Origin of the sequence: Faecalicatena contorta (assembly GCF_001404335.1) — a bacterium.
In the GTDB taxonomy this organism is placed as follows: Bacteria; Bacillota; Clostridia; order Lachnospirales; family Lachnospiraceae; genus Faecalicatena; species Faecalicatena contortus_B.
The window spans coordinates 1-22,889 of sequence record NZ_CYZU01000070.1 but is presented as its reverse complement, the minus strand read 5'-3'; the positions used below and the strand labels follow the sequence as shown (position 1 = coordinate 22,889).

The following is a 22,889-nucleotide window of genomic DNA, read 5'->3' as shown; positions in this document are numbered from 1 at the left end:
CCGCGGCCGCGTTTTTGAAAGGACATGGATGTTCTCCGGGAGGTTTTCGGCTATCCCTTTATGGAGCGTCCCCATCCGCGCCGAAACTAAAGCTCGTCGCTAAATCCCGATTTAGATGTTGTTATTTATGGTATAATTGATGAAAATATGATAAAATAAAAAAAGTTAAAAGAAAAAATAAGGAGTGACTATATTATGGAAAGAAGAGTTGGAACTGTTTCAAGAGGAATTCGCTGTCCCATTATACGCGAGGGAGATAATCTGGCAGAGATTATCGTAGACAGCGTGCTTTTAGCTGCCGAGAGCGAAGGGTTTGAGATCCATGACAGAGATGTTATTGCAGCCACCGAATCCATAGTGGCAAGAGCACAGGGGAACTATGCATCCGTTGATAACATAGCAGAGGATGTAAAAAATAAGCTTGGAGGCGAGACTATCGGAATTATTCTGCCTATTCTGTCAAGGAATCGATTCTCTATCTGCCTGAAGGGAATGGCAAGAGGCGCGAAAAAAGTTGTGCTGATGCTGAGTTACCCGTCAGACGAAGTGGGGAACGAGCTGGTATCCCAGGATAAGCTGGATGCGGCAGGCGTGAATCCCTACAGTGATGTCCTGGATCTGGAGCGCTACAGAGAGCTGTTCGGTGAGAACAAACACCGTTTCACGGGCGTGGACTACGTGCAGTATTACAGCGATTTAATCCGAAATGAAGGCGCAGAGGTGGAGGTTATCTTCGCCAACCATCCGCAGGAGATTCTTAAGTATACCAAAAAGGTAATTAACTGTGATATACATAGCCGTGAGAGAACAAAGAGGCTGCTCAAAGAAAACGGTGCGGAGATTGTCTGCGGCATGGACGATCTGCTGAACACTCCGGTGAACGGAAGCGGCTGCAATGAAAAATACGGGCTTCTTGGATCCAATAAATCCACCGAGGAATCTGTTAAGTTATTCCCGCGGACAAAGGAATGCGGTGAGCTGATTCTGGAAATCCAAAAGTGTATTCTGGATAAAACAGGGAAACATGTGGAAGTGATGGTATACGGCGACGGAGCGTTCAAAGATCCTGTCGGAAAGATCTGGGAGCTTGCAGACCCATGCGTGTCCGTTGCAAATACTCCTGGGCTGGAAGGTACGCCGAATGAGGTGAAGTTAAAATACCTGGCGGATAATGATTTCAGAGATTTATCCGGACAGGAATTAAAAGATGCCATTTCACAGCGCATCAAAGAGAAAAAAGACGATCTGGTGGGAGATATGGCGGCACAGGGAACAACCCCAAGACGGCTTACAGATCTGATCGGCTCACTTTGTGACCTGACGAGCGGTTCTGGTGATAAGGGAACGCCGGTTATCCTCGTGCAGGGATATTTCGATAATTATGTATCCTAACGTACTGATCCGGTCATAGCAGGGAGGTTTAGATGCAGAAATACAGAAGACCTTATCCCCAGTTTTCTCTATGCGGATTAAACTGCGGGCTGTGCCCCATGTATCATATTAGTGAAGAGTCACACTGTACCGGCTGCGGCGGAGAAGGAAGGCCCACGTGTGAGATCATCCGCTGCAGCATGGAACATGAGAATGTAGAATACTGCAGCCAGTGCAGCGAATATCCCTGTGACAGATATCTGGAGGAGGAATTTGATTCTTTTGTGCCAAAGCGCAGCAGAGAAGATTTTGCATGTGCTAAAGAGCAGGGAATGGACTATTATAGATCTGTGCTCGATGAAAAAATAGAAATTTTACGGTTTTTATTAAAAAATTACAATGACGGGCGGAGGAAGAGTTTTTTCTGTACGGCAGTCAATCTTCTGGAACTGGATGATATTAAAGCAGTACTGGAACAGATATCGGGAGCCGTGGAAGAAGACAACACGTTAAAGGAAAATGCGGCGATCGCAGTACAACTGTTTAAGAACATGGCTGACCGGAGGGAGATCTCTCTGAAGCTTAGAAAAAAGCCTGGAAAATAATGCAGAGCGCGTACCGGTAGCCGGCAGCTGAATCTGCAGTGCGAGAAGGAGGATAACAGTATGGAAGGAATGAAGGTTACAAAAGTATGTACAGCACGGGATAAGGTAGAGGCAGAAATGATCCTGGACATCTTGGGCCAGCATAATATCCAGGCGTTCAGACAGGGAATTGCCAGCGGAGGCCTCATGGATATCTATACGGGAAACTCCATCTTCGGCGAGGATATTTTTGCAGATGAGAGCGATGTGGAAGCAGCCAGAGAACTGATTTGGAATATAATAGAAGGGGCAGAGGAAGAGTAAACAATCTGCCGTTTAAACTGCATATGCGGAACCAATAAAAATGAGGCGGAAATTTGATTTCCGCCTCATTTTCTATCCTTATATTACCACAAAAAGCGCATTTTTTCAAGTCTTGTAAAGTTTGCAGCGCGGCCTTATAATGAAAAATCAATTGTGAAAGGGGCGGTGTCATGGAAACGAGTATTTTAGAACTTCTGGAACTGGCAAATAGAAAAGAGGAACTGGCATTATTGTCCGCAATGAATCAGAAGACGGAGCGCTTCGGACTCGCGCTCAGGGAGGAAGATATCAAAGAGCTTGCAGAATGCCGGAATCAGAGCCTGAAAAAGTATGGCAGGGTGGAATTCGGGAGGGGAATACTGGATCAATTGATTTATGTATTCTGTGATTCACAGTATATCAGTCAGCAAAATTATCTGTCCAGTCTGGAGAGACTCCAGGATATTTTTTATGAATTCAAAAATGCGGCGCTGGATCAGATGACAGATGATGAGGTTCTGACCTTTATGAGAGAACAGTTCGAGACAGTCTGTGCAGGAGATCTGGACTATCTGGAGGAAACATGCCTGGAAGTCTTTACCGCGGCGGTCCGTGCAGGCTACCGTGGATATACGGCCAGCGGCGGAAACGGAGAGTATGAACAGTTCGATGAGGTGCCCCGCTGGGACAAAGAATTGTATCTGCAGGCGCTTAGGGAATTGTGCTGGGAGTAAATGGGAAAGCAGTGGAAGGAGGTTCTCGGATGCACAATGAGATGGAAGAATTACTGCCCGTTGTGGCAAAACTGGCCGAACGCTATACGTCAAAGGAAAGTTCTTCTGTTTCCTATAAAACGGCGGAACAGCTTATGGGAGCAGTCGTTTACTGTATCAATGAAGTGGCGGGAAAGTCTGCGGAATATATGCTTCAGGGGCGGCGGGCAGGGGCTGCGTCCTCCTATGAGGCCGGGTACCGGATTGTACTGGAGAAGACCGGCCGCGCCAAGGAGATATATCACCATATTATTGAAGGCTTTGACGACTATGGATGCAAAAATTACAAGGAGACGATTGCAAGCGGTATGCCCGCTTTTTTTACCTGGTATGATCCGGTATTTCATCCCCAGGACCATATTCTGACATTAGACTATCCGGTACTTCAAATGGAGTGCGGGAAAAAGGGTGTGGATTTGATCCTGGATTATCTAAGTCAGATTGAATATGAGCAGCGCTTTCTCCGCAGTTTTTACAGGCCGGGCATCGTAAATCTGTTGGAATCCACTTGCCCGGATTACAAAGAGCTGTATTTGGATAATATATGCCTTCCCGTACTGTTTCGTGCGCTGGCCTGCATGATCACAGAAAGGCCTCTTTTTGAACTGGAACTGGACGGGGAGGGCCAGAGTGAAACGGAGGGTTACTTTCTGGATATGCCGGCGGAGACTATAGAGAGACAGGTCTCACATCTGCTGGATCTGCTGGAAAAGGCTGTTATGAAAGAATCATATGCAGGCAGGTTCCGGTACTGCGCCCGGGAACTGTCCGTTAGAATCAAGAACCATGCCCGGTTTTGATTGGGACAGGGGCTATGGTACCGGATATTCAAGCAGATCCAGAATGGAACATCGGATAATGTAATGGTAGGCTTCATTGAGCTGTTCAGAAGTATACTCGGTATCATGCATGATCCAGTACCTCAAGGAATCAGTCAGGCCAAAAGCATAGAATCTCGCAACGGCATCCTTAGAAAGTGCAGCCAGCTTGTCGGGAGATTTCAGCGGGTATTTGTTCAGCAAGTCCAGAAATATAGTAAATACGTATTGATACATCAGTTCCTCAAAGGAATTGGGGCCTTGTATGGCGTACAGCTTTTTATAAAAGGCCCTTTCCTTTTCGAGGCAGCTGCATAGAAGCCGGAACATTTCTTCTTCCATATTATTATCAATCAGCACCTGTATATTTTCTTTTATATTCTTTTCAAAAACCCACTCAATCAGTTCGTATTTATCCTGGAAATGTTTATAAAATGTCGGGCGGATGACCCCCGCGCCGTCTGTTATCATTTTAATTGTGATCTTTTCAAAGGGTACCTGCATGATGAGTTCTTTGAATGATGAGGTCAGTAAATCCTTTGTTAATTCCTTTTTATCTTCCATAAAACTCCACTCCTTTCCTGATATTATAACATATTCATCGTCAGAAAATGAAGCGGCGGGCTACAAATTAGAAAATCTGTAGCTTATAAGTAACACTTCCGAAAAATTGTTCTGATAAAAATACACCAAGGGAAGTCTGCATCTTATGAAATTTCAAAACCATTGATAAAATAAAAGTAAGCAGACGAAAGGGAAGGAGAGGAGGATATTGATACTTTTTGAAATCCTGATAATTTCAATCGGATTATCCCTGGATGTATTTGCATATGCACTTTACAAAGGCGCAATGATGCCTGAGATTCGTAAATCTGCATTAATTAAAATAAGCTGTGTTTTTACCGTATGGCAGATGGCAAGCCTTTTGCTTGGAAATATGATCACAAATATACCGCTTTTGAAAGCATCGGCAGAGAAGGCCGCAGCCCACTGGAAATACATTTCTGTTCTGATCTTTGCGTGCCTTGGCATGTATATGATCCTGAAGGGCAAAAGACCTCAGACGATCATAGAACACAAGGAGGAAGGCGTTGAGCTGAAACAGGTTTCGGTGTGGGCGTGTATAACAAGCGTTGATGCATTTCTGGCAGGAATAGGGTTTGGGCTGTTCAGGACCAACCTGACGGATACAGTCTTCATTATCGGAATTGTGACAGCTGCCAGTGTGATTCTCGGTATTTATGCAGGATATTGGATGGGGTGCCAGTCGAAAAATAAAATAGTGGCCCTGGGCGGATGCATTCTGTTGATTGGCGGAATTGAATTGCTGATAAGGGGAATAAAATGAAGAAAAGATAAGTGATACACGGGAAAGAAAAAGGAGGAAATGGGAAATGGGAAAATTAAGACATCAGGCAGAGCGGGCAGCATTTGGCAAGGTGATTGATTCCGCAATGAAGCACATCAATAAAGACAGAGAGAAAAGTTTTTTGAAAATGGTTGATCTGACGGAAAGCTTTGCAAAAGACCGCTTCCTTCCGAAAAGCTATGAAGCGGCAAGGAAGATCATCCGGGACAAGGATGGAAAATGGATGACTTACGTTAATCGGATTTTAGATGAAGTAAGCCCGAACGTAATCCGGACAACGGCCATGAACCTGGGATTCGAAGCCATGCTGAGCGGGACGAAAATCATGCATGAGAGCAGGGAAAAATATCAATGCAACATTCCGTGGCTGATCCTGCTGGATCCAACCAGCGCCTGCAATCTGAAATGTACAGGATGTTGGGCCGCAGAATATGGGCATACGCTGTCCCTGACTTACGAGGATCTGGACAGTATTATTACCCAGGGAAAAGAACTCGGAATCTATTTTTATATGTATACCGGCGGGGAGCCTCTTGTGAGGAAGGCAGATATCATCAGGCTCTGCGAAAAACATAATGACTGTGCATTTCATGCATTTACAAATGGTACACTGGTGGACGAGGCGTTTTGCGAAGAGATGGACCGGGTCGGGAATCTCTCCCTGTCAATCAGCCTGGAAGGCTACGAGGAGGTAAATGATGGTCGAAGAGGCAGCGGCGTATTTAACCAGGTTATGGAGGCAATGGATAAACTAAAGGCGCACGGCCAGATATTCGGAACCTCGATCTGTTATACAAGGGCGAACATTGAGACCGTAACATCCGATGAATTCCTGGACATGATCATTGAAAAGGGATGCCGGTACGCCTGGTATTTCCATTATATGCCGGTTGGAAATGACGCGGCAGTGGAACTTCTGCCGACAAAGGAACAGCGGGAGTACATATATCACAGAATCCGTGAAATCAGGGCGGTAGAGGGCGGAAAGCCGATCTTTGCATTCGACTTCCAAAATGACGGCGAATACGTAGGGGGATGCATCGCAGGAGGACGGAATTACTGCCATATTAATCCAAACGGAGATGTGGAGCCATGCGTATTTATCCACTATTCTAGCGCAAACATCAAAGAGGTGAGCCTCTTAGAAGCGCTTCAACAGCCGCTGTTCATGGCCTACAGAGAGGGGCAGCCATTCAACGAAAACCATCTCCGCCCATGCCCGATGCTGGAGAATCCGGAGAAACTGATGGAAATGGTGAATAAAACCGGGGCCAGATCCACTGACATGCAGTCCCCGGAGACGGTAGAGCATCTCTGCGGAAAATGTGAGATGTACGCGAAGGAGTGGAAAGAAAAAGCAGATGAGCTGTGGGAGAAATAAGGTGGGTATCATTGAAGCAGGAAAATAAAAAGAAAGAGCAGACTCATTTTTCATGGAAACGCATTGGAAAGCTGCTTTTCCTGGCGGCAGTTCTCCTGATCGCATTCCTGGCACTGAAGGATTCCTGGGGGAGCATATGGAACGAGCTGAAAACAACATCTTTTAAGGTGGTCACAGGCGTGTTTTTACTCAGCGTTTTGTACAATTGCTGCGATGGCTGTGCATTGACAAAACTGCTGCGCACCTGTGATGAGAATACTCCCTGGAGCGTGGGGATCGGCTGTTCCTTCTATTACAGTTTTTTCAGAGTGGTTACGTTCGGGAGCGGAACGGCCCCTGCGGGCATGTACTATGTCAGCAGAAGAGGCATACCGGTCTCCAGAAGCCTGGGAATCTTCACCATAAACTACACGATCCAGCGGATCACGATTTGCCTGTACTTTCTTTTTAGTTTTCTAAGCAACTATGGTGCAATGAATCAATATTTCGGCGAATATAAAAACTACATGGCGGCAGGTGTGGTACTAGCCGTATTAGCTGCTGCCGCCCTGATCACAGCCTGCGTCTGTGCCCCGCTGCACCGTATAATATTCCAACTTGCAGAAAAGTTCACCCACAAAGAAAAACAAAAAGAAGACCTGTCCAAATGGCAGGAAAAAGCAGTCATCGTGCGTACAGAGGCCCGCAGTCTCCTAAAAAACAAGAAACTATTATTAAATCTGTTTATCCTGAATTTCCTAAAACTAAGCGCATGGTATCTCATCCCCGTCACCATCTTCCACCTGCTCAATTCCCCAGAACTCTCGCTATACATGGCCACAGCCGCAATGATGACCGCCCTGTCAGGCGTCATCCCCGCCCCCGGAGGCGTAGGAGCCGTAGAATTCCTCTTCGTCCTCCTGTTCACCCCGCTAATAGGAAAAACACAATCCGCATCCGCAATGCTGATCTACCGCTTCGCAACGTATATACTGCCTTTTATTTTAGGAGCTATCGTAGCAGCAACAACCCACAGCAAAAAAAATCCTGCATAGCCAGCCCCAATCCGCTTTCCCCGTACAGGGGTTCCTCCCAACCGGATGCACCCAGCTGAGTGGGAGACAGGCAGGCGAACATTTGGGAGTATTTATGCCTTTTCCGACTCCATAGAGAGCGCTGTTAGAATCCGTATGAGAAAAAACAGGGAGCATGAAGGGCAATATTTGATTTACCAAATCAAATATTGTTGCCGCATTTGGTCCAAAATCATCATGATTTTGGACCAAATGCGGCAAGTCCCTTCATGTTCCCTGTTTTATCTCTTACGGATTCTCAGCATACGGACAGAAATTGAAAGGCATAGACAGTCCCAAATGTTCCCCTGTCTGTCTCTCATTCAGCGTCCCCTCCTAAAAAGTCTTAGGCTGTGTTAAGATTGATTTTACGTGTTCGACTTCCTGCTCGGATGCCTTTTGAGCAGGTACATAGTAACTTTTTTCTCTTGCTACCTGATAAAGCTTCTCCTGAGACATCTCGCATTCGTTGCGGATCTGTTTCAGGCATTGTTTTAATTCCTTGTTTTCAGTCTGTGGAATCATGTCACCGAACATTTTCAGTTCTCCGTTTACTCCGACTAAGGCATCGGATACCATTGTTTTTTCATTCATATTCGTCACCTCTTATAAGAATTTCATCAGTTCCTGTTTGTTTTTCATTGCAGACTCAGCTGCATCCTGGAAAAGTTTTTTAACTTCAGGGTCTTCAGCCTGTGATGCATAATCAGTCATTTTGCAGTGTGTTGTGTCATAGCCGCCAATCAGGTGACGTAAGTTTTGCAGATCTAATACAGAAATTTCGGACATAATCTGACCTCCTTTGAGAAATAATATTTTCGAAGTTTATTATGTCCGCGGCATGAAAAATTATACTCGGCCGGTTATTACGGTATATATTGACAAAAAAACTGCTGTTAAAAAAATTTCTATAAACAGCATTTAATAATAAAATTTTTTAGAGATAGACTAAAATATGACATAAATGGTATTATTTTTTCAAGGACTGCGGTTCTAGCGGTGCCGGCGGCCTGAGCCTTGCATGCAGGATAAATTCTGAAAACAATTCGCGCATTTCAGGAGACGTGCGGTACATACACTCCGGATGCCATTGCACGCCAATTGCAAACGGATGCGTGGGCATTTCGATGGCTTCAATGGTTTTGTCCGATGCATGTGCACATGCGGTCAGATTTTTGCCCAGCATGCCAACTGTCTGATGGTGGAAACTGTTGACATCCAGGCGGGAGCCGATATATTTCCTGAGCTGTGTCCCTTTTTCAACCTGGATTTTGTGGCTGACTTCTGCGCGCGAGTAGGACTGCTGCATATGGTTGAGCGGCCGGCCGGGCTGCAGGGAGATATCCTGATAGATCGTACCGCCGCAGGCAACATTGTATACTTGCATCCCCCGGCAGATGGAAAAGACAGGTTTCTTTGTGGTCAGAACGGCTTTCATCAGCCGGATTTGAAATAAATCCAGCGTAATATCGGTCTTTCCGATTCCATTTTTTGGCTCTTCTCCAAATAAAAGCGGCGTAATATCATTTCCGCCGCAAAAGAGAAATCCATCGCAAAAGGCAATATATTCCTGTATTGCGTGGTCAGACCTGATCAGAGGCAGGATAAAGGGCAGCCCGCCGGAGTATCTGACAGACTGGATATAAGTATTAGTCACAAACTGCCTGTCGTCCATGAGGCCGCAGACAACGATTCCGATTTTCGGTTTCATAAGCACTCCTTTTTCAACATAGGATAATTCAGGCAGGATAATGCCCGCCAAAAGTAGTGGTTATAGAGTATGTAAAAAAGTGGTAAAATATACCTTGTCGTGCAGTTTTACTGCACGCCTGCCCGAAGGGCATTAGTTACGGTATGCCCTTGGGTATACCTTATCGTGCAGTTTACTGCACGCCTGTCCGCAGGACATGAATTACGGTGTGCCTTTGGGTATATTTTGACGTGTGTATGTGAAAATATTTTAAGTGTGAAGGGAATGGTGAATGATGAGTTTGATAGATCTGCATTGTGATACGATCAGCAGGCTGATGGATGCCCCCAAAGGGGAGTGTCTGGCTGTGAATCAATTGAGCATTGACGTGGAAGGGATGGAAAGTGCGGGCACACTGGCCCAGTTCTTTGCATGCTTTGTAAATGCAGTATCCTTTGAAAATAAAGATGTACATACAAGAGGGGCGGAGCCGATTTCATCGGAAGCATGGGAGCGCGCATATCTGGCGGTACTGGCCATGGCAGACAGGTTAGAGCAGGAGCAGAATGACAAAATAAAAGTTGCACATTCTGCGGAGGAAATTGAAACAAATTCTGTGGATGGGGTGATATCTGCCGTAAAAACGGTCGAAGAAGGCGGAGTAATTAATGGTAATCTTTCAAGGATTGATGAGCTTTACAATAAAGGAATTCGGCTGATTACGCTGACTTGGAACCATCCGAACTGCCTTGGGTATCCGAATTCCCGCGATAAAAGTATAATGGAGAAGGGACTCACAGAGCTTGGATGCCGTACTGTGGAACGGATGAATGAACTTGGAATACTTGTAGATGTGTCTCATCTATCTGACGGTGGATTCTGGGACTGCATAAGGATCAGCAAAACACCGGTCTGTGCCTCCCATTCCAATGCCAGAGCTCTCTGCGGCCACCCAAGGAATCTCTCGGACCATATGATCCGTACGCTTGCGGAAAACGGCGGTGTGGCAGGGCTGAATTTTTATCCGGCGTTTTTGACCGGAAGAGATGAGGCTGTATTAGATGATATTGCCCGCCATGCGGTATATATGATACGCTGCGGCGGTGAAGACGTGGCTGCTATAGGAACGGATTTTGACGGGTTTGACAATAAGGCACGTGATGGGTGGATCGGGCATGTGCGCGAGATGGAGGCAGTGTGGGATGCCATGAAAAAGAGAGGTGTTACTGAGCGCCAGCTCGATAAAATCATGTCCGGGAATGCGCTTAGGGTGATACGGGATGCCTTGTGAAAATTATATACAATAAGCACCCCGAAATACATGCACCAAGGAAATGGTTATTGCAGCAGATACCCTTTCGCATAATGGCTGTCTGTAATATGGGTATAACCGGAATAAGAAGGATTTTGTTTCAACAGATTCTGAAGCAGTTCCTCCTGATTCTCCAGGATATTCATGATGTAAACAATCACGGGTTTATCTTGGTAAACCGTCGTACCCGTATAAACATCTAAGTCTGCAGAGGATAAGAATGTCAGGGTATTATAGTTTATAGCTTCATAATAAAGCGTATGGTTCCAGAAATTCACGCCATCATTGACAATGATACAGTCCAGCCCGGCATATTCTTTTGCAGTTTCAACAGACAGCGCTGTTTGTTTTTCAAAATAGGTCCAGTCGCATCCCCAATAGCTTAGGAATATACAACCCATGGTCAAAAGAACAGAAACGGTAAAACGGAGCTTCTTATCTCTGAAGAATGTACGGACTGTTAAATCAATCAATCCGCTTATTAACAGTATTAAGACGGGATATATCGGAGAGATATATCTGTCATAATGGTAAACGGCAATCTTAGAAACCAGTAGAAAATAGCAGACTCCGGGAATCAAAAGCATACCCCAAAGGCATCTGTTTTTTATAGCTGCCCTCCTATTTATATGTAATCGGCAAACGAGCGCGGCAACAAAAAGAAGGAGGATAATATAGAGCATATTTCCGGTCAGATTCTTGTTTATAATTTGTAATAAGTCTCTGAGGCTGTCAATATAACCGGAGGAAGATGCCAGATTATCCAGTGATTCTTTCCCGCGGTAACCGGTGAAGATATGTGTGATCATAGCAGGGAAGATGATAACGGCGGCAGCCATAGCAGTCAGAGTCTCCGCAAGATAGAGCAATGCGGATTTCCAGTGTCTCCGAACAAGAAGCGAAATGCCAAAATACATTCCCTGTAAAAAAAGGAAGATAAAAAAGTAATAATGTGTCAGCATGCCGGAGAGTATGGTTAGGGGATAATAAATAAAAAAGCGTAATGGCTGATTTTCATAATACTTCACATGAAGCCAGGTCAAAAGCGAAGTATAAAACATTAGCATCGTATACATACGCAGAAATGTATTGATCTGCAGTAGGCCGCCTGCCAATGCACAGAATAATGCGGCGGCCATAGCCGTGGTGCGCCGCATGGCCAGGCGTTTCATCGTAAGGTAAGTCAGGAATATAATGCCGCCAAAAAAGGCAATATTGATGACAGCCGCAAACCATATGCTGAATTTTGCCGGAAAAAGACTGCATATGGTATGGAGGATTACGTAATAAAACGGAGGGTGTACATCAGCACTCTGTTTTTTCCATACATTCCCGTATGAAAAACCATTGCCCGGCTGTACAGCCATATATTCCAGAAATGGCTGTGCAGGGTCATCGTAGGTCTTTCCCAAATCTACATGCATAAAGATGTCATCTCCGGAATAATTACTGAGCCCATAGCTGTAATACTCATCTACATGCATGCCCTTTTTTAATGAAACTGAAAAGACTGTGGCACAAATTCCGGCAAGTATGATGAGGCTCATGATAAAAAATGTAGTTCGTTTGCTTTTAGGCGCAGTAGTCATTTTTTTAAACTCCTTCAATTACTTTTATCATTATGGGAAGATTATAAAGGAGCAGTAAAAAAAAAGCAACATGCCGGGTAATTTTGTCGAGGAGAGATTGCCTGGAAGAGCGGTAAATGTTATAATTAAAAATCAGTAGGCCGGGTTTACTGAATATGATAAGACTTGAAAATGGGGACAAAAATTTATGAAAAAAGTATTTATCCATGCCTATACGGCGGGTAACCTGGGAGACGATCTTATGATCCGGATATTGTGTGAGCGTTATCCGAAAGTTCAATTTAGAATTTGTGCGGATCACACTTACAAAGAGCGCTTTAAAGATATCCGCAATTTGTCGGTTTACTCTCAAGAGGACAGGTGGGTTCGTCTAATAGACCGGATTGCCGGCGGAGTCAGGCATACTGACAGCGGATTTTGGAAATGGATGCTGAAATCATCTTATGCGACGATCCATATCGGGGGATCTGTTTTTGTACAGCATCAGGATGATTTTGCAGACGCATACCGTCTGGATGCAGAGCTTTGTGCCAGGAGTAAAAGAATCTTTGTAGTTGGAGCAAATTTCGGCCCTTATGAAGATGAACGGTATCTGGAAAGTTACAGAAAACTGTTTATAAGGTATAAGGGTATCAGCTTCAGGGACAGATATTCCGCTGGCCTGTTTCCTGAACTTCCGCAGGTTAGATATGCACCTGATGTTGTTTTTAACTATCATGCTGCAGCTGTGCAAAAGCAGAAGCATCAGGTTCTTTTTTCGGTTATTGATATGAAGAACCGTCATGGAAAATGGGGGATCAGCCAGTACGATACGGCGTATAAAAGATTTATTGCCAGACTTGCAGACGGATACCTGGAAAGGGGGTATGAGGTTAAGTTCATATCATTCTGCAGATTTCAGGGAGATGAAGAGGCCATAATGGAAATTCGAGAGATCATGGCTAATCCTGATAAAGACCGGGTTACGGAATGCTGTTACGACCAGAATCTCCAGGAATGCATAGAGTGCTTTTCGGAATCTGAAATTGTAATAGGGACCCGATTCCACAGCATTATACTGGGATGGCTTATGGGAAAAAAGGTTCTTCCAATCATTTATGACCTGAAAACAAAGTATACTCTGGAGGATAATGAATGCCCGTTTTATCTGCAGTTGGGCAACCTGAATTCGGATGTAGAGGAGCTGATAGGGAAAGTGGACAAGCTGAAACCTTCTGAGAATGAGAATCTAATTGCAGAGGCGGCCGGTCAGTTTAGGGCATTGGATCATATTTTAAGGGGATGAAACAGGAAATAAATATACGGAAGTTATATGGAGAGAACGGAATGGGAAATGAGTTAGTGAGTGTACTGATGGTTAACTATAACCATGAGGATACGATAGGGGAAACAATTGAGAGTGTTTTGGGACAGGGCTATCAGAACATGCAGTTCATTATTGTGGATGACGGTTCCACAGACAGTTCCTGCAGAGTGATTGAGGGCTACAAGGATGAGCGGATTGAGTTATACAAGCTGGAGAAAAACCGTCATATCTGTTACGCTACGAATTATGGATTTCAAAAAGTAAAGGGAGAATTTCTTGCAAGGATAGACAGCGATGATATCTGGTATCCGGATAAGCTGGAACGGCAGATGGATTTTCTTCGCTCCAATCCGGATAGGGATATCTGCTTTTCATGGATTGATTTAATTGATGAAACGGGACGAAATATTAATGAAGAGTGCAGGGAAATGGTGGGATTGTTTGAAGCAAGTTTCAGGGGGCAGAGCGACTGTCTCCACACCTTTTATTTTCTGGGGAACTGCCTGTCACATCCCTCTGTGCTTATGCGGACTGGGATTATGAGGGAAACAGGAGATTTCGACCTGGGATATATGCAGTCTCATGATTTTGATTATTGGGTTCGGATTGCTAAAAAACATCCGCTATACGTAATGCCCGAGAGGCTCCTTGCCATGCGCAGGTTTATGGGCAAAGGAAAGGAGAATACAAATAACAGTAATCATTCGGACATCAGCAATACAAGATTTTTTAACGAATATATGGATATCCGTGCTCATTTTTTTGACGGGATGGATGATAAGCTTTTCTGTGATACCTTTCGCAATGATTTTGTATGCCCGGATTCAGAGACAGAACTGGAACTGGAGTGTGAGAAGGCTTTTCTGCTCTGCCGTCCTATACTTTCAGAACAGGCTGTTCCGGCAGCGGGAATAAGACGTTTCCATGAATTATTACGGAATCAGGATGCAGTGCGGCTGCTTGAAGAGAAGTATCAGTTTACGGTCAAAGATTTTTATCAAATGACGGGCGGTCATCTTTTCTGTGATAGAATGTGGAATGAGAGACTGCACCGGAAAACAGAAGAGTGTTCCCGGATTCAGGCAGAAAACGACAGACTGCGGGCCGAGATCAAGCGGCAGAGAAAAGAGATCAAAGAATATGCGGAATCAACGAGCTGGAAGGTAACTGCCCCTTTGCGCGCGGCAGGGAAAATATTGAATAAATAATGTTATAATTAGAAAGCTCGAAGCAGGAGCTTGGAGAAAAATGGTCGGCAGCGTGCAGTTTTACTGCACGCTGCCGATTTTGATGTAGCTTCTGGCCGGCTATACAAGGTCATAAATGCCTGATAAACAGCGAATTGGTATTATCTGGACTGATTTGTAATTAACCTCTAAAAGCAGTGAATAATCTGAATATATGGAAAATTATAGGTGATTTATGTATGCATTTCGGTCTTGCGTATGAGAGGAAGATACGTTATACTGATGGCATGGGCCGAAAAGGGGACAGGTCCTGATCTGTAGCAACAGTGTAACAAAAGACAGAGAGGAGTATACGTAAATGAAAAAGCAGAGGAAGACCCTGCTGTGTGTATTAAGTCTGTGTATCTGCCTATTTGCAGGTATGTGGGTTTCATTTGATACACAGGCAGAGGAGTACGAAGGCCGACCCATAACAGGTATGGATGAAGAGGGAAACATCTATGAGATAGAACCTGAAGTAGGGCTGGTGGAGGAGGAAATCACAACATTTGCCAACAGCAATGAGAAGATTGTGAATTTCAATACTAAAGGGAATGACGTGACAAACTTTACAGAAGTTGGTACAGGAGATGCAGGTTATACCAATGGAGCTTCGGGCGCAGATGCCGCATATCTGGGAGAGTCGGGCGGGAAAGTAAAGTTTATGCTTTCTGGCGTGATAGGAGAAGTAAACAAAAGTGAAGTACAGGTGCTGAATAAATCATCGGCAAAGTCGGTGAGTCACTATACTGTATCAGGCGGATGGCTTGTACATAGAATTACAACAAATCTGAATAGCAGTAATTATGCAGGCAGTATCCGTTGTGGTCGCGCCCCGTCTTTCCTGGCGGAGGGCGGTACATATTATAGTTATGACGGTCATTATTTTTACGCTTCAGATAAATTTGCAGCAATGTTGAATGATTATAAAAACAACAGCAGAAGCAGTTCCATTAATCCAGGCAGCCCTTATTATAATTACTTTCAGTATCTGCCTATGAGAAGCTCCAGTTCTTATTCTTCGGCGTCTATGGATTCCCTGATTGCAAGTGAGACCAGAGCCGAGTCTAAGATGCGTGGAATTGGACCTTCCTTGGTAAGCCATCAGAATACATATGGAGTGAACGGCCTGCTGACGGCAGGAATCGCGGCAAATGAAAGTGCGTGGGGAAACAGCAATCTGGCACTCACAAAGAATAATATTTTTGGAATAAATGCAGTGGATTCTAATCCGGATGATGCATTTTCTTATGCAAGTATAGATATTTGTATTAAAGCATTTTCTGAAACTTATATGTCAAAAGGGTATTTAAATCCCAAGGACTGGCGCTATTTCGGCGGCTTTTTGGGTAATAAGGCCAGCGGAATTAATGTGAAGTATGCTTCCGATCCGTACTGGGGAGAAAAGGCTGCAGCCGCGGCCTGGTTCCTGGATGAGGCGGGTGGAAATCAGGATCAGAATGTATATACAATTGCAATCAAAGATACTATGGCTAACAGCCATCAGAATGTACAGGTAAGAGCCGAAAGCAATTCAGGTTCTACGGTTCTTTACTCAACAGGTACTCAGTCCAACACGTCACTGCTGATTTTAGATAATACATCACAAAACGGCTTTTACAAAGTGATAAGCGATGGTGTGCTGAACAGTTCCCGAACAGGATTAGACACTTCTTCAGGCAAATTCGATTTCAGCAGCATGTATGGTTACGTTGCGGCCGATAGTATCGTTATTGTTAATAAGGGGACAAACCTGGCAGGTGTTGACAGGTTTACGGATGTGGATGGAAGCGCATGGTTTTACGAGTATGTGAAGTTCGTATACGACCGTGGCATTATGACCGGAATGGATACATTTAGATTCGGGCCGGGAGAAGATTTAAGCCGCGCGCAGTTTGCAACAATTCTATACCGTATGGCCGGTTCTCCTTCCGTATCATACAGCAATGTATTCCCGGATGTGCAGGACGGTTATTTCTTTACATCTCCGGTGTTATGGGCCTATGGTAATCAGGTCATAACCGGTTATGAGAATGGGACATTCGGCCCCGGAGATCTTATTACAAGAGAGCAGATGGCGGTGCTGATGTACCGGTACGCAAAATATTGTGGGCTGAATACTAAGGACAGCGCTGATCTTAACAGTTTTCCGGATGCAGGCAAAGTCAGCGGATTCTCCAAGGAAGCCATGAGGTGGGCTGTGGGCGCGGGACTGATCCAGGGGGATCAGGGAACCTTAAATCCACAGGGAAATGCCAGCCGTGCACATTGTGCAACTATTATTACGCGGTTCTTGCAGAAGTATGGACTGTAAGACAAAAGAAACAAGGAGGAAATGTATGAAAGTAACTATGAAAAAAACAATGAAAAATGCCCTGCTGGCATTTGCCCTAGTGATGTTTGGAGTCCTGATCGTAGGCTTCAATTCCAAGGCTGCCGGAAGAGTGGGCATGTCAATCACAACGGAAAGCGAAGTAGCTGCGGACAAGCAGGTCACATTTGACTTAAAAGTTGAAAATGGGACTTCTGATACTACCTATGAAACGGGGCATCTAGCACTGGGTATCTTTTCACTTAACCCAAAGGATGACGTGAGCAGCTTTCAGTGGACTGCAGACAATGCAATCATAGTTAATCCTAATGACGCATCGGTTGCTGCAAACGCTGAAAAATTGGCACCGAAAGGTGAACTTAAGCTGAAGTTCTCCGGAACCCTTCCATCTACGTGGAATAAGGAAAGCTGCATGGCTGTTATGGCAATCAGCCTCAGGGAGGATGGCAGCTATGAGTTGATAGAGATGGCATTATATGGTGATCTGCCATATACGGATGTGACACGTCAGGACTGGTTTGTAAATTATGCAACAATGCTGTATAAAATGGATATCATGACCGGTATGAATGAAACGACCTTCGGTGGAGGGGAAAAGGTAAGCCGTGCGCAGTTTGCTACCATACTCTGGAGAATGGAAGACATGCCGGAAGCTGTATATGATGCAAACAGATTCCCTGATGTTCCGGATGGAGAATTCTTTACAAAGCCCGTGATGTGGGCGAGCGATAAGGATGTTAACATTATTACAGGATATGCGGACGGCAAATTTGGAGCAGGCGATGAGATTACCAGGGAACAGATCGCAGTTATGATGTACAGATATGCTAAATTTGCTGAACTCGACGTGTCAGCTGCCGGAGATTTAAGTGCATTTCCGGATGGAAAAGACGTGAGCGCATTTGCTGTTGATGCTATGAAGTGGGCGGTAGGAAGCGGACTGATCAGCGGAAATGGCGATGGTACTCTGAATCCTCAGGGATCTGCCGGAAGAGCAGAGTGTTCTGCAATCATCAGCAGATTTATGATGAGCACAATTGGTACATTTGACAGCCAGGCAGAGGCTTTCGCATTAGAGCAGTAGAAAGACATATCAGTATCGAACATGAAACAGACATGATTTAAGATGAGGCAGCGATACGCTGGAAGGCGGCATTGCCGCCTCATTTTAGTAGGGCAGAAATAAGGGGAGGCTTTAATGAAGAAAGCAAAAAGAATAGTCGCGGGAATTCTGGCATTCGTGATGTTGATGGGGATGGGCGTATCTGAGGTGAGAGCAGAAGAGCCGATGATTGAGAAGCCCTATCTGGGACTGGATCCTTCTACGGTTATTGACAGTGAGGCAGAAGTGCCCGATGTACCCGATATGGAGGTTTACAGCGGGAGCAGCGCGGTTATGCAAATGGAGGGGTCTAAAAAAGGGATTCAGGGGACAGAGTGGATGTCGTCCGGAGCAAAAGGGCAGGTTGGTGTTAAGCATGTCCTGCTGAACCTGGGCATCACCCAGTTTCTCTCGAATGGTGATACGGAGTATACATACAATGGAAAAACTTACATGTTTAATTCCAACTATTCGAAAGGATTTGAGAAGACAGTACGTGCCCTGAATGCAAAGGGGGTTACTGTAACGACAGTACTACTGGTACAGGACGACAGAGGTCTGAAAGAATGGGAAGACTTGGTCTATAACCCGGAGCGCGGCCACAATTTTTATGCATTGAGTACAAAGACCGAAGAAGCGAGAGACACATGGAGTGCGCTTTTTGGTTTTCTGGCTGAAAAGTTCGGACAGCCCGGCTGTTTTATTGAAAACTGGATACTGGGAAATGAAGTAAACATGCCTTCCGCTTATAACTGGACCGGTACGTTAAGCCTGTCTACCAATGCAAAAGTATATGCGCAGTCTTTCATTTTGCTTTATAATGCACTGCAGGAACGGAATGCACAGCGTCAAGGTGAGGCAGAAGCAAAAGCATACATTTCGCTGGACAGAAGCTGGAATAATAATGGGAATTATACAGGCATAGGAGCAAAAAAATTTCTTGACAGATTCGCGGCAGAACTAAACGTATTGCAGCCAGATGTGAACTGGTGTGTTGCATTCCATCCTTATGCGGTAGTGATGGATCCGACAAGCAATAAGTTTACTGAGTCTGAGAAACTGTTATGGGGAAATAATAAATATACACCGAATAATTTGAACGCACAATTTGTTACCGCGGCTAATCTAAATGTACTGACGGATTACGTGAAGAATACTTACGGTTCACAGCATCGGATTATTTTGTCTGAGCAGGGGTTTGATGCTAAGGGCGGAGAAGACTATCAGGCGGCCAGCCTGGCGTATACTTTTTATGCAGGGCAGTTTAATGATATGGTCGATGCGGTTATCTTCAGAAGCTGGGAGGACCATCCGGATGAATTTGGCCTGCAGCTTGGTATCCTGGGAAGGAAAGCATACCAAGTCTTTAAGTACATGGATACGAATATTTACGGCGGGGCAACAAGCCAGTGTCTGGATACAATTGGAATCCATAGATGGAAGGATATCGTAAAGGGGTTTGATATGCCCGGAATGGGGTACAGGGACGTATCTTATGACAGCTGGTACCTGGGTGCAGTAAAAGCAGTAAACGATGCCGGGTGGATGACCGGATTAAATGAAACTAACTTTGGTGCAGGAGAAAATCTTGGAAGAGGACAGTTCGCTACGATACTCTATCGTATGGAGGGCAGCCCTCAGCACGGATACGTCAATAAATTTGCCGATGTACCGGATCATTACTTTTTCTCAATCCCGGTCAGCTGGGCAAACAGTAATGGGATTATCACAGGATATGGCCACGATAATTTATTTGGCACAGGCGATGATATTACCAGAGAGCAGCTCGCAACGCTGATATATCGTTACGCACAATATAAGGGGAGGGATACAGGCGGAAGGGCAGATCTGGGAAAATTCAGTGACGGAAAAAATGTAAGTGGATTTGCATCGGAAGCTATGCAGTGGATTGTGAGCGAAGGAATTATTCAGGGTGAAGGGACGAACGGTCAGCTGAATCCGCAGGGGCAGGTCAGCAGGACTGTATGCGCAACTATTATTCAGAGATATTCCGGATTGTAAAAAATGAACAGAATTGAGAAAGCAGTGGGAAGTCTATGTCAAAATGTAGGAAGACAATAAGGGGTTTAAGTCTAGTATTAATGACAGCCATTCTGTTCCTGAGCAGTGTAATTTCCGTGTATGGGACAGATACAGAAGGCAGTGGAACCGGTGGCGCATCCTATGTGCCGGGTGAAGTGCTCGTTATGTATAGGGAGGATGTCTCAGAGGACCAGGCTGAGGTAATGGCTGAGGAACAAGGGGATGAAGGGGTTGAGTTAATATCCGAAACCGCAGAGGGAAACATTGCGGTAGTTTCTGTTGCAGAAGATTCATCTGTGGAAGAGGCCATGGAGGTATATGCTGCCGACGACCGTGTTGTTGCTGTATCACCAAATTATGAGCTGGAGCTTTTCGACGACACGACGGTAAACGACAGTCATTTTGGGCGGCAGACTTATCTGCAGCAGATCAGAGTGCCTCAGGCCTGGGAGATTGTCAATCAAAAAGAACACAGCAAAGTAAAGGTCGCAGTTCTGGATACAGGAGCAGACATTGTACATCCGGATATAGAAAACGTGCTGGATCTTGTCAACAGCAGAGAGATATTGAATGCAAACGGTTCCATGGGACCTCTTCAAGGAGATGGATATCAGAATGGTGCCTATTCTTCCGGCGGAGGACATGGGACTCATGTCAGCGGGATTATTGCGGCACAGGCCAACAACGGTGAGGGAATAGCCGGTGTCGGAAGTGCTCTTGACAATTCCGTTGTGGATCTGATGGTGGTAGATGTATTTTCTCAGGACCAGAAAACGAGTGTGTCGTATGTTCTAAAGGGATTGGAATATGCCAGAAATGCAGGGGCCAAGGTGATAAATCTGAGTCTGGGTATGAGAAAGACAGAAATCGGTTTGTATGATGATCTGCTTAGCAGAATGTGCCGCAGTCTTGCGGATGAAGGAATTATCATCATATGTGCCGCAGGCAATTATGGTACTGGAGATAACGGGAGTATCAACGTAATTCCTTCGGATTATGACAGTACAATCAGTGTAATTGCTGTTGACAACAATATGCAAAAAGCAAGTAGTTCCTGCTATGGTTCCCTAAAAGACATATCAGCGCCTGGAGTAAATATCTGGAGCACAATTAAGGGCGGCAGTTATGGAAATATGAACGGAACATCCATGGCAGCGCCGGAAGTGGCGGGAGTTGCCGCTATGATGTGTTCTCTAAATCCGGAGCTTTCTGTAGAAGAAGTAAGAACAATACTGCAAGATACAGCCACAGATATAGGGACGCCAGGCTATGATATTTATACAGGAGCAGGCATTGTAAATGCGCAGAAGGCAGTGGAAAGGGCAGCATCAATTTATGGAGGTGAAGAGGAAGTTCCGCTCCCTTACAACGATATAAAGAAAAACGACTGGTTTTACGATGCAGCCGTCTATATGTACAAAAATAAAATCATGACAGGCCTTGAGCCTACAGTCTTCGGTGCGTCTGAGAAAGTGAGCCGGGCACAGTTTGCTACAATTCTGTATCGGGCATCAGGAGAAAATAAAATACCGTTCACAGCCAGATTCCCGGATGTGGCAGACGGCCAGTTTTACTCAGAAGCAGTAACATGGGCTGCAGCCCGTGGAATTATCACAGGATACGAAAACGGAGCATTCGGCCCCGGAGACCTCATCACCCGTGAACAAATGGCCGTCCTGCTTTACCGTTATGTACAATACCTCGGTGCTGATACGTCCAACAAAAACAGTCTTTCTCATTTCCCGGACGCCCGTTCTGTAAGCCCCTTTGCGGAAGAAGCAATGCAGTGGGCCAACGCAGAAGGCATTATTACCGGTAATGGAGACGGAACACTGGCTCCGACGGCATTTGCAGACCGGGCGGCTTGTGCGACAATGATGATGCGGTTTATAAAAAAAATCGGGATTTAGCGACGGGCTTTAGTCGCGGCACGGATGGGGACGCTCCATAAAGGGATCGCCGAAAGCCTCCCGGAGAACATCCATGTCCTTTCAAAAACGCGGCCGCGGACCTAAGAAATTCTAGGCGGGAAACAGCCCTGAAAATGGAGCACCACTGACACAACACGAGAAATAGATGATTTCTCGCGATGGGTCAGCTGATTTTTGGATTCGGAATCCAAAAATCTCTCCATTTTCAGGGCTGTTTCCCACCAAGAATTTCTAAGGTCCGCGGCCGCGTTTTTGAAAGGACATGGATGTTCTCCGGGAGGTTTTCAGCTATCCCTTCATGGAGCTAGTGCATCCGACCGGTAGGAAAAAGCTCGTTTCTAAGAAGGGGCCTCAAACGGGGGCAGCGTATGGATATAGTATTGGCGGGACTTTTATATCCCCAGTAGGTGTACATAAGCAAGGGGATACGGTTCCGGTATCAAAATAATTCAATACGCATCTTGAAGATGAAAAGACACGCATAGCCAATCCACATCCGCTGCCCTGGTCCGGGATCCCACCCGGTTGGCGAGCTTTCCTGCCGATTGGATGAGTCAGCTTTATGACAGGGAGGCCGGGGAGGTGCCGGGGCTGTATATGCCGTTTCGAAATGCTGGAGTGCGCTTAGTGATTCTTGAACAGCCGATGCCGGATAGGCGGGGAACAACTTGATCTCCAAATCAAGTTGTTGCTGAACCCAGCGCGGG

21 protein-coding genes are annotated in these 22,889 nt (G+C 45.4%); 15 read left to right on the top strand and 6 right to left on the bottom strand.

Annotated features, from left to right (window positions below; translation table 11 throughout):
* The first annotated feature begins 195 nt into the window (after positions 1–195).
* The 5 genes from ARB69_RS22840 to ARB69_RS22820 all read left to right on the top strand — a co-directional run bounded on the left by ARB69_RS22840 (position 196) and on the right by ARB69_RS22820 (position 3,831).
* The gene (locus ARB69_RS22840) at positions 196–1,392 is read left to right on the top strand and encodes a coenzyme F420-0:L-glutamate ligase (protein WP_050639891.1); all 1,197 of its coding nucleotides are present in this window, start codon (positions 196–198) and stop codon (positions 1,390–1,392) included.
* 32 nt (positions 1,393–1,424) lie between these two features.
* The gene (locus tag ARB69_RS22835) at positions 1,425–1,976 is read left to right on the top strand and encodes a DUF3795 domain-containing protein (protein WP_050639892.1); all 552 of its coding nucleotides are present in this window, start codon (positions 1,425–1,427) and stop codon (positions 1,974–1,976) included.
* 60 nt (positions 1,977–2,036) lie between these two features.
* Positions 2,037–2,279, top strand: a complete 243-nt coding sequence (locus tag ARB69_RS22830; protein WP_050639893.1) for a putative signal transducing protein — start codon at positions 2,037–2,039, stop codon at positions 2,277–2,279.
* A gap of 170 nt (positions 2,280–2,449) precedes the next feature.
* Positions 2,450–2,992, top strand: coding sequence for a DUF6323 family protein (locus ARB69_RS22825; protein ID WP_050639894.1), 543 nt, complete (start codon positions 2,450–2,452; stop codon positions 2,990–2,992).
* A gap of 29 nt (positions 2,993–3,021) precedes the next feature.
* Positions 3,022–3,831 (top strand): DUF6179 domain-containing protein, encoded by an 810-nt coding sequence (locus tag ARB69_RS22820; protein ID WP_055155097.1) that lies wholly within the window; start codon positions 3,022–3,024, stop codon positions 3,829–3,831.
* Positions 3,832–3,843: 12 nt separating this feature from the next.
* Here ARB69_RS22820 and ARB69_RS22815 read toward each other — a convergent pair whose 3' ends face one another.
* Positions 3,844–4,413 (bottom strand): TetR/AcrR family transcriptional regulator C-terminal domain-containing protein, encoded by a 570-nt coding sequence (locus ARB69_RS22815; protein WP_050639896.1) that lies wholly within the window; start codon positions 4,411–4,413, stop codon positions 3,844–3,846.
* A gap of 208 nt (positions 4,414–4,621) precedes the next feature.
* On the opposite strand from ARB69_RS22815, the gene ARB69_RS22810 reads away from it, so the two are divergent.
* From ARB69_RS22810 to ARB69_RS22800, 3 genes are read left to right on the top strand one after another with little or no spacing between them, the layout of a single operon-like run.
* The gene (locus tag ARB69_RS22810; protein WP_055155096.1) at positions 4,622–5,197 is read left to right on the top strand and encodes a manganese efflux pump MntP family protein; all 576 of its coding nucleotides are present in this window, start codon (positions 4,622–4,624) and stop codon (positions 5,195–5,197) included.
* A gap of 46 nt (positions 5,198–5,243) precedes the next feature.
* Entirely contained in the window at positions 5,244–6,599 is a 1,356-nt protein-coding gene (locus ARB69_RS22805; RefSeq protein WP_055155095.1) for a radical SAM protein, read from the top strand.
* Positions 6,600–6,610: 11 nt separating this feature from the next.
* A complete protein-coding gene (locus tag ARB69_RS22800) occupies positions 6,611–7,633 on the top strand; it encodes a lysylphosphatidylglycerol synthase transmembrane domain-containing protein (protein WP_055155094.1) in 1,023 nt (340 codons plus the stop codon).
* Between the two features lie 354 nt (positions 7,634–7,987).
* On the opposite strand, the gene ARB69_RS22795 is transcribed toward ARB69_RS22800, so the two are convergent.
* The 3 genes from ARB69_RS22795 to ARB69_RS22785 form a co-directional block, all read right to left on the bottom strand.
* A complete protein-coding gene (locus ARB69_RS22795) occupies positions 7,988–8,245 on the bottom strand; it encodes a spore coat protein (RefSeq protein WP_050639900.1) in 258 nt (85 codons plus the stop codon).
* Positions 8,246–8,257: 12 nt separating this feature from the next.
* A complete protein-coding gene (locus tag ARB69_RS22790; RefSeq protein WP_050639901.1) occupies positions 8,258–8,440 on the bottom strand; it encodes a hypothetical protein in 183 nt (60 codons plus the stop codon).
* Positions 8,441–8,621: 181 nt separating this feature from the next.
* On the bottom strand, positions 8,622–9,362 hold the full coding sequence (locus tag ARB69_RS22785; RefSeq protein WP_050639902.1) for a gamma-glutamyl-gamma-aminobutyrate hydrolase family protein: 741 nt from the start codon (positions 9,360–9,362) through the stop codon (positions 8,622–8,624).
* Positions 9,363–9,633: 271 nt separating this feature from the next.
* Between ARB69_RS22785 and ARB69_RS22780 the strand changes: the two genes are divergently transcribed.
* Positions 9,634–10,632, top strand: coding sequence for a dipeptidase (locus ARB69_RS22780; RefSeq protein ID WP_083487185.1), 999 nt, complete (start codon positions 9,634–9,636; stop codon positions 10,630–10,632).
* A 47-nt stretch (positions 10,633–10,679) separates the two neighbouring features.
* Here ARB69_RS22780 and ARB69_RS22775 read toward each other — a convergent pair whose 3' ends face one another.
* On the bottom strand, positions 10,680–12,242 hold the full coding sequence (locus ARB69_RS22775; protein ID WP_055155093.1) for a glycosyltransferase family 39 protein: 1,563 nt from the start codon (positions 12,240–12,242) through the stop codon (positions 10,680–10,682).
* Positions 12,243–12,429: 187 nt separating this feature from the next.
* On the opposite strand from ARB69_RS22775, the gene ARB69_RS22770 reads away from it, so the two are divergent.
* The 6 genes from ARB69_RS22770 (at position 12,430) to ARB69_RS22745 (ending at position 22,161) form a co-directional block, all read left to right on the top strand.
* The gene (locus tag ARB69_RS22770; RefSeq protein ID WP_055155092.1) at positions 12,430–13,527 is read left to right on the top strand and encodes a polysaccharide pyruvyl transferase family protein; all 1,098 of its coding nucleotides are present in this window, start codon (positions 12,430–12,432) and stop codon (positions 13,525–13,527) included.
* 41 nt (positions 13,528–13,568) lie between these two features.
* Positions 13,569–14,756 carry a glycosyltransferase gene (locus ARB69_RS22765; protein ID WP_070102524.1) on the top strand — a complete coding sequence of 396 codons (1,188 nt, stop codon included), beginning with the start codon at positions 13,569–13,571 and terminating at the stop codon, positions 14,754–14,756.
* 337 nt (positions 14,757–15,093) lie between these two features.
* Complete coding sequence (locus ARB69_RS22760; protein ID WP_055155091.1) at positions 15,094–17,088, top strand: S-layer homology domain-containing protein; 1,995 nt, start codon at positions 15,094–15,096, stop codon at positions 17,086–17,088.
* Between the two features lie 25 nt (positions 17,089–17,113).
* On the top strand, positions 17,114–18,190 hold the full coding sequence (locus ARB69_RS22755) for an S-layer homology domain-containing protein (RefSeq protein WP_055155090.1): 1,077 nt from the start codon (positions 17,114–17,116) through the stop codon (positions 18,188–18,190).
* A 114-nt stretch (positions 18,191–18,304) separates the two neighbouring features.
* A complete protein-coding gene (locus ARB69_RS22750) occupies positions 18,305–20,230 on the top strand; it encodes a DUF5722 domain-containing protein (protein WP_055155089.1) in 1,926 nt (641 codons plus the stop codon).
* A gap of 35 nt (positions 20,231–20,265) precedes the next feature.
* Entirely contained in the window at positions 20,266–22,161 is a 1,896-nt protein-coding gene (locus tag ARB69_RS22745; protein ID WP_083487183.1) for a S8 family peptidase, read from the top strand.
* Positions 22,162–22,621: 460 nt separating this feature from the next.
* On the opposite strand, the gene ARB69_RS27500 is transcribed toward ARB69_RS22745, so the two are convergent.
* A partial coding sequence (locus ARB69_RS27500) for a hypothetical protein (protein ID WP_207643124.1) occupies positions 22,622–22,889 on the bottom strand: 268 nt, incomplete at its 5' end.